11 protein-coding genes are annotated in these 11044 nt (G+C 70.3%); all 11 read left to right on the top strand.

The genetic code is table 11. From position 1 onward, the window contains the following. Window positions 1-10 precede the first annotated feature (10 nt). Window positions 11-1336, top strand: coding sequence for a type VII secretion-associated protein (locus tag GD1_RS05440; protein ID WP_083533882.1), 1326 nt, complete (start codon window positions 11-13; stop codon window positions 1334-1336). Window positions 1337-1506: 170 nt separating this feature from the next. After that, the gene (gene rplM / locus GD1_RS05435; protein ID WP_020791917.1) at window positions 1507-1950 is read left to right on the top strand and encodes a 50S ribosomal protein L13; all 444 of its coding nucleotides are present in this window, start codon (window positions 1507-1509) and stop codon (window positions 1948-1950) included. Then, window positions 1947-2540, top strand: coding sequence for a 30S ribosomal protein S9 (rpsI, locus tag GD1_RS05430; RefSeq protein ID WP_083533879.1), 594 nt, complete (start codon window positions 1947-1949; stop codon window positions 2538-2540). The genes rplM and rpsI overlap by 4 nt, the downstream gene beginning before the upstream one ends. A 1-nt stretch (window position 2541) precedes the next feature. Continuing rightward, window positions 2542-3873 carry a phosphoglucosamine mutase gene (gene glmM, locus GD1_RS05425; RefSeq protein ID WP_059036181.1) on the top strand — a complete coding sequence of 444 codons (1332 nt, stop codon included), beginning with the start codon at window positions 2542-2544 and terminating at the stop codon, window positions 3871-3873. Window positions 3874-3875: 2 nt separating this feature from the next. Next, window positions 3876-4592: an HAD family hydrolase gene (locus tag GD1_RS05420; RefSeq protein WP_059036179.1), complete on the top strand. Its 717-nt coding sequence runs from the start codon at window positions 3876-3878 to the stop codon at window positions 4590-4592. A gap of 289 nt (window positions 4593-4881) precedes the next feature. Continuing rightward, window positions 4882-5208, top strand: a complete 327-nt coding sequence (locus GD1_RS05415; protein ID WP_059036177.1) for a hypothetical protein — start codon at window positions 4882-4884, stop codon at window positions 5206-5208. Next, window positions 5205-6344, top strand: coding sequence for a hypothetical protein (locus GD1_RS05410; protein WP_059036175.1), 1140 nt, complete (start codon window positions 5205-5207; stop codon window positions 6342-6344). Before GD1_RS05415 ends, GD1_RS05410 begins: the two co-directional genes overlap by 4 nt. Further along, the gene (locus GD1_RS05405) at window positions 6341-6601 is read left to right on the top strand and encodes a hypothetical protein (protein ID WP_059036172.1); all 261 of its coding nucleotides are present in this window, start codon (window positions 6341-6343) and stop codon (window positions 6599-6601) included. Before GD1_RS05410 ends, GD1_RS05405 begins: the two co-directional genes overlap by 4 nt. A 10-nt stretch (window positions 6602-6611) precedes the next feature. Next, on the top strand, window positions 6612-7553 hold the full coding sequence (locus GD1_RS05400; RefSeq protein ID WP_373855247.1) for a dienelactone hydrolase family protein: 942 nt from the start codon (window positions 6612-6614) through the stop codon (window positions 7551-7553). Between the two features lie 6 nt (window positions 7554-7559). Further along, window positions 7560-9422, top strand: a complete 1863-nt coding sequence (gene glmS / locus GD1_RS05395; protein ID WP_059036170.1) for a glutamine--fructose-6-phosphate transaminase (isomerizing) — start codon at window positions 7560-7562, stop codon at window positions 9420-9422. 6 nt (window positions 9423-9428) lie between these two features. Further along, window positions 9429-10889, top strand: a complete 1461-nt coding sequence (locus GD1_RS05390) for a bifunctional ADP-dependent NAD(P)H-hydrate dehydratase/NAD(P)H-hydrate epimerase (protein WP_059036168.1) — start codon at window positions 9429-9431, stop codon at window positions 10887-10889. The last annotated feature ends 155 nt before the right edge of the window (window positions 10890-11044 follow it).

Below are 11044 nucleotides of genomic sequence, written 5' to 3'. Positions count from 1 at the left end.
GGGGATCGTCATGGTGATCGAGCTGTCCGACGCCGGATCGGTGGTACCCGAGTCGGTCTCATCCGCGGAAGTATCCGCGGTGGTGGGCCCGGTCGTGGTGGACCTCGGCTACGGGCACACCCGCATCGGTGCGGTGCCGGGACCCGATCTGACCGGACTGATGGACGCGATCGATGCCGACCGGATCGTCCTCGACGGCGTTGCGGTGATGGTGGAGCAGCGGTGGACCGAGATCTTCACCCGGTGGTCGGAATCGTGTGGGGCGTCGCTGATCATCGGACATCCGAGCACCTGGGGTGCGGTGCGCGCCGGTGTCCTGCGTCGTGCCGCCGCGCGCGTCCCGGCAGACATCGACGTGGTGCCGCGGGCGGTGCTGATCGCCCGCGGCCACACCGACACCACCGTGTCGCGGTGTGCGGTGGTGGAGACGACACATCTGCCGCGGTACCCGGCCGGTTCGGCACCGACGTGGGATGTGCAACGCCTGCGCCGCCGCGGCGGTGACTGGGAGATCGAGGCGAGCGCCGTCGTCGCTGTCACCGGTGCCGGAGCCGACCGCGTCGAGGTGGAGGCGGCCGTCGACGACGGCATCGAGGTGGTGTTCGTCGACGGCGCGATCCCGGCCGAACGTGCCGCGGCGGTCGACGCGATCGGCCGGCACACGGTGGCCGGACGGATTCTCCAGGTGGATCCGCAGCTGATCGCGCGGTGGGGTGCACGCAGCCGGCGGGCGGCCCTCGGCACCGGCCCCGGGCCCGCCGTCGGCGACGAGCCCACGACGTCACGCAGCATCCGATGGATCTGGGTGGCCGCGGCATGTGCGACCGCGGTGGCCACCGTGGCGGCCGGGGTGGGGATCTGGCAACACGACGGACCGGCCGGGTCGCACACCGACGACGTCACGGTGGGACGCACCACGCTCACGGTGCCCGGCGACTGGCATCGCAGTGATCCGCCCGCACCGTCGGGGACGGCCGGCCCGGGCTCGCAGACGCGCACCGTGTTCGCCGCCGGCGACGACGGCTCCCGCATCCTCCTGGTCCAGAGCCCGGTACGGGCCGGGTCGACGCCGGCCTCGGTGGCCACCAGCCTGCACAACCGGATCCGGCAGCGCGGCGACGACGTCGTCACCGAGTTCTCGCCGTCCACGCGCTATGCCGGGCGGGATGTGATCAGCTATCGCGAGGCCCCGGTGTCGGGGGCGCCGATCCGCTGGTACGTCCTGGTCGACGACGATCTGCAGGTGAGTGTCGGGTGTCAGGGCGGAACCGGCGCGGAGACGATCGACGGCCCGTGCACCGAGGCGGTGGCGTCGGTACGGATCGGGCCCGGCTGAGGCATTTTGACCCTGAACTGCGCGATCCCGTACTCTGGATCGCTGGTGCGTGGCACCTGGTCACCCTCGTGGTGTTCCGGGTAGTCGAGTCCCGGGTCCCCACTGGTCGCCGGGTGTTCCTCTGCCGCTGCATCTGACCAGCACCGTCGACAAGAGTTGAAGGACCAACTGTGTCTACCTACACCCCGAAGGCCGGTGACATCACACGCACGTGGCATGTCATCGACGCCACCGACGTGGTGCTCGGCCGGCTGGCCGTGCAGAGCGCGAACCTGCTCCGCGGCAAGCACAAGCCCACCTACGCCCCCCACATGGACGGTGGCGACTTCGTCGTCATCATCAATGCCGAGAAGGTCGCGCTGACCAACAACAAGGCGCAGACCAAGCTCAACTACCGCCACTCCGGTCACCCGGGCGGCCTGAAGGCCCAGACCACCGCCGAGCTGCTCGAGTCGCACCCCGAGCGCGTCCTGGAGAAGGCCATCAAGGGCATGCTTCCCCACACCAAGCTCGGACGCGCCATGGCCTCCAAGCTGAAGGTCTACGCCGGCCCGAACCACCCCCACGCGGCCCAGCGCCCCGTCCCCTTCGAGATCAAGCAGGTGGCCCAGTGACCAACGAGAACATTTCGGACGAGGCCGTGGAGGCCGCCGTGGAAAATGCTGCCGAGGTCCAGGCCGATGCCGGTGACGACACCGCTGCCGCCGAGACCGCTGTCGAGCAGGCCGTCGAGGCTGTCGAAGAGGCCACCGACGACTACGACGCCGACGTTGCCGTCGACGACGATGCCGTCGCCGACCGCGGCCCGGTCGTCATCGACCGCCCGATCCAGACCGTCGGTCGCCGCAAGGAGGCCGTCGTGCGCGTCCGCCTGGTGCCCGGCACCGGCGACTTCCGCCTCAACGGCCGCACCATCGAGGACTACTTCCCGAACAAGGTGCACCAGCAGCTGATCAAGGCCCCGCTGGTCACCGTCGAGCGGACCGAGTCCTTCGACATCCACGCACGCCTCGTCGGTGGTGGCCCCTCGGGTCAGGCCGGTGCGCTGCGTCTGGCGATCGCCCGTGCCCTCATCGAGGTCACCCCGGAGGATCGCCCGGCCCTGAAGAAGGCCGGCTTCCTCACGCGCGACCCGCGTGCGGTCGAGCGCAAGAAGTACGGCCTGAAGAAGGCCCGCAAGGCGTCGCAGTACTCCAAGCGCTGACTTGTCACGCCTTTTCGGAACCGACGGCGTCCGAGGCCTGGCCAACTCCGAGCTCACCTGCGAGCTCGGGTTGCGCCTGGCCTCGGCCGCCGCGGTCGTTCTCGGTACCGGTACCCGACCCCGTGCGGTCGTGGGCCGCGATCCCCGTGCCTCCGGCGAGATGCTGGAGGCCGCGGTGTGCGCAGGCCTGGCCGCCGCGGGTGTCGACGCGATCCGGGTGGGCGTGCTGCCCACACCGGCGATCGCCTTTCTGACCGCCGACTACGACGCCGCCTTCGGCGTCATGATCTCGGCATCCCACAATCCCATGCCGGACAACGGCATCAAGTTCTTCGGCGCCGGCGGGCACAAGCTCGACGACGACGTCGAGGACCGGATCGAGGCCGCGATGGCCGCCGACGATCACCCGCGTCCGACCGGCGGTGACGTCGGCCGTCTGCTCGACGCCCCCGACGCGGAGGAGCGGTACGCCCGCCACCTCGCCGCGGCGATCGACGTGCGCCTCGACGACGTGACCGTGGTGGTCGACTGCGCCAACGGCGCCGCCTCCGCGGTGGCACCCCACGTGTACGCGGCCGCAGGCGCGACGGTCATCCCGATCTACGCCGAACCCGACGGCATCAACATCAACGAGGGCTGCGGGTCCACCCACATGGACAAGCTGCAGGCCGCGGTGCTCGAACACGGCGCCGACCTGGGGCTGGCCCACGACGGTGACGCCGACCGGTGCCTGGCCGTCGACTCCACCGGCGGACTCGTCGACGGCGACCACATCCTGGCCATCCTGGCCTCGGCGATGCACCGGAAGGGCCGGCTGCACGAGGACGTGCTGGTGGCGACGGTGATGAGCAACCTGGGTCTGCACATCGCGATGCGTGAGGCGGGAATCTCCCTGCACACCACCGCTGTCGGCGATCGCTATGTCCTCGAGGAACTGCGTCGCGGTGGCTACTCGCTCGGCGGTGAACAATCCGGCCACATCGTGGTACCCGGCTCGGGTACCACCGGTGACGGCATCCTCACCGGGCTGCTGCTGATGGCCGAGATGGTCGAGAACTCGAAGCGTCTGGCCGATCTCGCGTCGATCGTGACCGTCCTGCCGCAGGAACTGATCAACGTGCGCGTTGCGGACAAACATGCCGTGGCACAGGCGCAATCGGTGACCGACGCGGTGGCCAAGGCCGAGACCGAACTCGGTGAGACCGGGCGAATTCTTTTGCGGCCCTCGGGAACCGAGCAACTGGTACGCGTGATGGTCGAGGCGCCCACGCCGGAATTGGCGCTGGGGATCGCCGAGCGCGTCGCGGGCGTGGTCGCGACGGTCGGGGAGTGACGATGGCGGTGGAGACCTCGGTCCCGCGTGCCGTCCTCTTCGACTTCTCCGGCACGCTCTTCCGGTTCGAGGCCCGCGACGAATGGTTCGCGGGACTCCACGACGCGCAGGGCCGGCCCCTGCACGTCGACGCGCAGGCGGACCTGATCCGCCGGATGACCCAGCCGGTCGGGATGCCCGCAGATCTGACCGGCGACGACCGGATCGCCTGGGAGCAACGCGATCTCGATCCCGCGAAGCATCGTCGGGCCTACCTGGCGGTGCTGCGGGCGTCGGGCCTGACCGTTCCCGGCCATGCCGAGAAGCTGTATGCACGGATTCTCGACCCGCACTCCTGGGTCCCGTTCCCCGACACCGTGGCCGTACTCGCCGGCCTTGCCGCACAGGGCATCGCGGTGGGGGTGGTCAGCAACATCGCCTTCGATCTCCGCGAGGTCCTGGCCCTGCACGGGCTCACCGGACATGTCGGGGCGTGGGCGCTGTCGTACGAGGTCGGCGTGATCAAGCCGGACCCGCGGATCTTCCAGGCCGCCCTCGACGGTCTCGGCGTGCCGCCCGAACAGGCGCTGATGATCGGTGACAGCGAACACGCCGACGGCGGATCGCGCACCCTCGGATGCGCCTTCGAACTCGTCGCGGACGGTCCGGTGACACAACGTCCGGACGCGCTGATCTCCGCCGTCGCCGCGCACGGCGTCACCATCCCCGCAGCAGACTGATCCACTCGAGGTCGATCCGGTCGCGACGCCGCGGCGGTCCTGCTCCACGTGGCCGGCGCCGCTGACGGCCCTTTTCCCGGTTCGGCGTTTGTGCACCCCGATACCCGGCGGTGCCGATGCCGTCGGCTACCACATCCGGTGGGCTCGTGGACCGGAAATCCGTCCCCTGTGCACGACGCCCCCGATCTGTGGGTGATGGGTCTTCGGCGGGTGGGTGTCGGATCCGGGCGTTAGGCTGTGACCCATCTCATGACCGCCTGCGATGGCGGTGTCCAGGGGAGGGGCGGGGATGACGGGTGCGGACGGGGCACACATGCGGATGGACGTCGATCAGGTGACGGCCGTCGTCGGGTACTACCGGCGGGTCGCGCAGGTGGTCGACGCGGCTGCCGCCGACCTCGACGGCGACGCATTCGGATCGTGGTGCGGCCCCGACCACGACGAACTCGGCCGGCGTTTCGCCCAGACCGCGGGCCTGCTCGCCGACCGGCTCCGTGTGCAGGCCGCATCCGCGTCGTCACTGGCCGAGACACTCGGTCGGGGCGTGGACCATGTGGTGGCCGCCGACGACGAGGCCGCCGGGGCGTTGCATTCGGACGCGGGAACGCAATCATGACCGCACCGCGCACGGATTCCCTTGCCGCGCTGCGTGATCAGGCCATCCGCGGAGTCGAGGACCTGATCGCCGTGCTCGGAACGGGTCGCCTGCTGGGTATGCACGTACCGGGCGATGACGAGATCCGGTCGATGCTCACCTCCGTCGGCGGTGTGGACGTCGACGGTCTCGCCGCAGACGCCCGACGGCTGGCATCGGCCCACCGTGCCGTCGCCGACCGGCTGCATCGGCTACCCGAACAGCAGGTACGTCTCGACGCCGGCTGGGTCTCGGAGGCCGGGCGGGTGGTGCTCGGACTGGTGATCGAACACCAGCGCCGGGCCGAAGCCGACCTGCATGCGCTGCGGTCGGTGTCGGATGCGGCGAACGCCGCGGCAGCGGGCATCGACCAGATCCTGCGCACCTGGTATCTCACGGTGGCGCGTCTGTCGAGTCCGATGGTGGCCGGAGTGCCGGTACCCGAGATCCCCGCCCGGGTGCTGACCGGGGAGATCCCGCTGCAGGTCGTCATCGATGACGTCGGATCTCGGATAACGCTGTTGCGCAATGCCTCCGACTCCGCACGACAGGGGATCGGCGGGGTCCTCGCGGTGCTGTCGAGGACCTCGGACACATGGGATGACGGCGAGCTCGGCGACCCACGCGGCCAGGCGGGCACGGCGGTGCGTGCCGAGTTGCCGGACGACCCGCACGCCGACCGGCGCACCGCGGGACCCGACACGGATCGGGCGGGCGCGCCGCCGGCGGGCATCGCACAGCCGGTCGACGTCCCACCCGCCGCCGACGTGCCGTTCACCCTGGCATCGGACGAACCGTCACCGGACACGGCATCGTCCGGGGCGTCTGCGCCCCGGCACGTCGAGCCCCCGGCGAACGATCCGGGCCCTCCGGCGGGACGGACCACCGACGACCCGGGCGCCCGCCCCCAGACGATCCCGGCGACGCCGCCCACCGGGTCGCCAGACACCACGCAATCCGACACCACGCAATCCGATACGGCCACACCGCACGTCACCACCCCGGACGCGGCCACACCGGCGTCACCCGGCGTGCCCGAACCGCCGTCCCGGCCGGCACCGCCGGTTCCCGACGCCTCCTCCACCCAGTCCGATCTCGCGCTCGCCGGTGATCAGTGAACACCGCCGACCAGATCGAACAGATCGCCCGCGCCACCACCACCCGGCTGGCGGAGGCATCGCGGGAGTTCAGCGCCGTGCAGCGTCGGCTCTCCGGGGTCGCCGGCCAGCACCGGCAGGCCACCGCCGATGCCACCGCCCGACTCCGCGCCGACCTCGAGGTGGCCGCCGATGCGTGCGACAGTCCCACCCCGCGAATCCTGCTCCCGGCCGACGTGGCCGAGGCCAGTCCCCACCGCGGGCGCCACTCCGAATAGGCTGTGTGACGTGTTCGGCACAAGTGGTTCCAAGAAGCCGTCGAAGCCTCCGGCCAAGCTCATGAAGACCTTGGCCCGACGCGGTCCGCACCGGGTGCTGTCCGGCAGCCTCGGGATCGTCGGGATGGACGGCCGGGTGTTCGCGCCGTCCGAGGGGACGCACCTGCCCGCAGTGGCCTTCGGCCATCACTGGCTCACCGGGAGCAGCCGCTACCGCGACCTCCTCTACCACCTGGCCTCCTGGGGCATCGTGGTCGCCGCCCCGGACGGGCAGCGTGGTCTGATGCCATCTGACGTCGGGTTCGCCGGTGAACTGCGGTCTGCGCTGTCGGTGGTGTCGCATGCGCCGCTCGGCGACGGCGGCATCACCGTCGACCCCCGTCGCGTCGGCTATGTGGGGCACGGATTCGGTGCATCTGCCGCGGTGATCGCGGCGTCATCGGATGTGGTGGCCGGTCAGCCGCCCATCGAGACCAAGGCGGTGGTGGCGCTGTTCCCGGCGCCCACCACACCGGTGCTGGAGCCGGCCGCCGCGACCGTGACCGCACCGGGGCTCATCCTGGCCTCGCCGACAGCCCTCGACACCGTCGACGCCAACGCCCGCCCCCTGGCCCGCGCCTACGGGGGCGATGTGGTGTTGCGCACCCTGCTCGGCGCCAGTAGCCGCGGCCTGCTCGAGCGCCGCACGCCCAAGTCGCTGGTCGGCATCAACGGGGCGGACAAGCTGACCCACACCCAGGTCAGGGCTCTGCTGACCGGATTCCTGCTGCATTCGCTGACCCTGGACACCGACTACGCCGGGTTCGCCGATCCGGCCGCCGTCATCGGAAAGACCCTGGTCGCAGACCCCGAGGTGACCCCGGAGGGAGAACTGGATCACGTGTCGGCGTTGCTCGGCGCCAAACCGCGCAAGCGGCGTGGCAAGGCCACTGCAGAAATCCCGGTACCCTGACGACTTATGTGTGGAATCGTCGGATACGTGGGGGGCCGCGACGCCCTCGACATCGTGGTCGAAGCGCTTCGGCGTATGGAGTACCGCGGTTATGACTCGGCCGGTGTGGCGATCCTCGACGGGCAAGGTCACACCGCGATCGAGAAGAAGGCCGGTCGGCTGGAGAACCTCGACAAGCAGATCGCCACGGTCGGCCGGGACTCGCTGGCCGGCAGCACCGGCATGGGACACACCCGGTGGGCCACGCACGGTCAGCCCACCGATCGCAACGCCCACCCGCATGTGAGCCTCGACGGCAAGATCGCCGTCGTCCACAACGGCATCATCGAGAACTATGCGCCGCTGCGAGCCGAGCTGGAGGCCGAGGGCGTCGAGTTCGCATCCGACACCGACACCGAGACCGCGGTCCACCTGATCTCGCGGGAGTACACGCAGGGTGCGACCGCCGGTGATTTCGTGGCCAGCGCCTACGCGGCACTGCGTAGGCTCGACGGTGCGTTCACCCTGGTCTTCACGCACTCCGATCACCCGGACACGATCGTCGCCGCACGCCGGTCCACGCCGCTGGTGGTGGGCGTGGGCGACGGCGAGATGTTCGTCGCCTCGGATGTCACCGCCTTCATCGAGCACACCCGTGATGCCGTCGAGCTCGGCCACGACGAGGTCGTCGTGATCACCGCCGACAGCTACACCGTCACCGACTTCGATCAGGAGCCCCGCGAGGGCAAGCCGTTCCACATCGACTGGGACCTCGCCGCCGCCGAGAAGGGCGGCCACGACTTCTTCATGCTCAAGGAGATCGCCGAGCAGCCCGCCGCACTGGCCGACACCATGCTCGGCCACCTCGAGGACGGCCGCATCGTCCTCGACGAGCAGCGGCTGACCGACGACGACCTGCGCGATGTCGACAAGGTCTTCGTCGTCGCCTGTGGCACCGCCTATCACGCCGGTCTGCTCGCCAAGTACGCCATCGAGCACTGGACCCGGCTGCCCGTCGAGGTGGAGCTGGCCAGCGAGTTCCGCTACCGCGATCCGGTGCTCGACCGATCGACGCTGGTCGTCGCGATCTCGCAGTCCGGCGAGACCGCCGACACCCTGGAGGCCGTCCGGCACGCCAAGGACCAGAAGGCCCGGGTCCTGGCGATCTGCAACACCAACGGCGCGCAGATCCCGCGTGAATCCGACGCGGTGCTCTACACCCACGCCGGCCCGGAGATCGGTGTCGCATCCACCAAGTGCTTCCTGGCGCAGATCGCCGCCGCCTACATGGTCGGTCTGGCGCTGGCCCAGGCGCGTGGCACCAAATACGCCGACGAGGTGGCCCGCGAGTTCGCGGCGATGGAATCGATGACCGAGGCCGTGCGCGAGGTCCTCGACACCATGGAGCCGGTCCGCGAGCTCGCGCGGTCGCTCGCCCATCACAACACCGTGCTGTTCATCGGTCGCCACGTCGGGTACCCGGTGGCACTCGAGGGTGCGCTCAAGCTCAAGGAGCTCGCGTACATGCATGCCGAGGGGTTCGCCGCCGGTGAACTCAAACACGGCCCGATCGCCCTGATCGAGGACGGCCTGCCGGTGATCATCGTGATGCCGTCACCGGCCGGGCGTGCCCTGCTGCACTCCAAGATGGTGTCCAACATCCGCGAGATCCAGGCGCGAGGTGCGCGCACCATCGTCATCTCCGAGGCCGACGACGTGGCCGCCCAGACGGTCGCCGACCACTTCATCCCGATCCCCAGCACCCCGACGCTGCTGCAGCCGCTGGTGTCGACGGTGCCGCTGCAGGTCTTCGCCGCGACGGTCGCCCAGACCCGCGGATACGACGTCGACAAGCCGCGTAACCTCGCCAAGTCGGTCACGGTCGAATAGTCCGCCATGCCGGTCAGCCTTCTCACCGCAGAACAGGTTCGTGTGGCCGAGCGTTCCACCGGTGAGCTGCTCGCCAACGGCACACTGATGCGCCGGGCCTCGCACGGTGTGGCGCAGGTGGTGGTCGGCCGGCTCGCCGCCACCGGCGGCTGCTACGGCCGCACGGTGGGGATCGTCGTCGGTGCCGGTGACAACGGCGGGGATGCCCTGTTCGCGGGCGCCGAGCTGGCGCGTCGCGGGATCCGGGTCACCGCAGTGCTCCTGGCTCCGGACAAGGCTCATCCGAAGGCGCTGCTCGCCTTCGGCTCCGCCGGCGGCCGACTCGGGACCGAACTGCCCCGCGGTCTCGACGTGGTGATCGACGGAGTCGTCGGGATCGGTGGTCGGGGACCATTGCGGCCCACCGCCGCAAAGGTGTTCGCCGGGGTGGCGCCGTCGACGGTCGTCGTCGCGGTGGACCTTCCCTCCGGAGTGGATGCCGACACCGGAGTGGTGCACGATCCGGCGGTCCGCGCCGACATCACCGTGACCTTCGGTGTGCGCCGGCGTGCCCATCTGCTGGCCGGGCCGCAGTGCGGGCGAATCGTGGTGGTGGACATCGGACTTCCCGCCGACCACGAAGGCGATCCGGATGTCGCCGAGGAATATGCACCTGGGGAGATCCGGCTGCAGGCACTCACCGACGCCGACATCGCCGCGGCATGGCCCGTCCCCGGTGCCCATGACGACAAGTACACCCAAGGCGTGGTCGGGGTGATCGCCGGCTCGCATCGCTACCCGGGGGCGGCCATCCTGTCCACCGGTGCGGCGGTCGCCGCCACGTCGGGGATGGTGCGCTACGTCGGTTCGGCACATGCCGAGGTCGTCGCACACCGGCCGGAAGTGGTTGTGGTACCGGAACTCTCCGAGGCCGGACGGGTGCAGGCGTGGGTGATCGGTCCCGGCGCCGGCACCGACGACGCCGCCCTGGAACGGTTGCGGACAGTGCTCGCCACCGATCTGCCTGTCCTCGTCGACGCCGACGCGCTGACGGTGCTCGCCGCGCACCCCGACCTCGTCATCGGCCGGGATGCGCCGACCCTGCTCACCCCACACGCCGGCGAATTCGCCCGTCTCACCGGCGAACCCGTCGGCGCCGACCGCCTGGCCGCCGTCGCCGACCTGGCCAAACGCTGGGGTGCCACGGTGCTGTTGAAGGGACGGATCACCCTCGTCGCCCAGGCCGATGGCACCGTCTACGGCAACGACGCCGGATCGTCGTGGGCTGCGACCGCAGGTGCCGGAGACGTGCTCTCCGGGATCGCCGGATCGCTCCTGGCCGCCGGCCTTCCCCCGATCTGGGCCGGCGCTGCCGCCGCCCGGGTCCACGCCCACGCGGCACGGAACGCCGCATCCGGTGCCCCCATCGGCGCCTCGGATCTGCTTGCCGCACTGCGCCCCACGATCCGAGAGTTACTGGCGCCCTGAGTGTCACCGGACAGGTTGCCGCACCTACTTCGCTGATTGAGCTGTGTCGAAATCTCCGTGGCTTGGGTTGGGTGGTGGCCACGTCGGACGTGGTTGCGTTGGCGACGTCGGCTACCTACTGGGCGTGGCTGATTGAGCCGGGACCGAGCATCGCG

The sequence above is a fragment of the Gordonia desulfuricans NBRC 100010 genome (genome assembly GCF_001485495.1).
Classification (GTDB): domain Bacteria; phylum Actinomycetota; class Actinomycetes; order Mycobacteriales; family Mycobacteriaceae; genus Gordonia; species Gordonia desulfuricans.
Note: the sequence above shows the minus strand (reverse complement) of the source record. Positions and strands in the feature narration are given on the sequence as shown.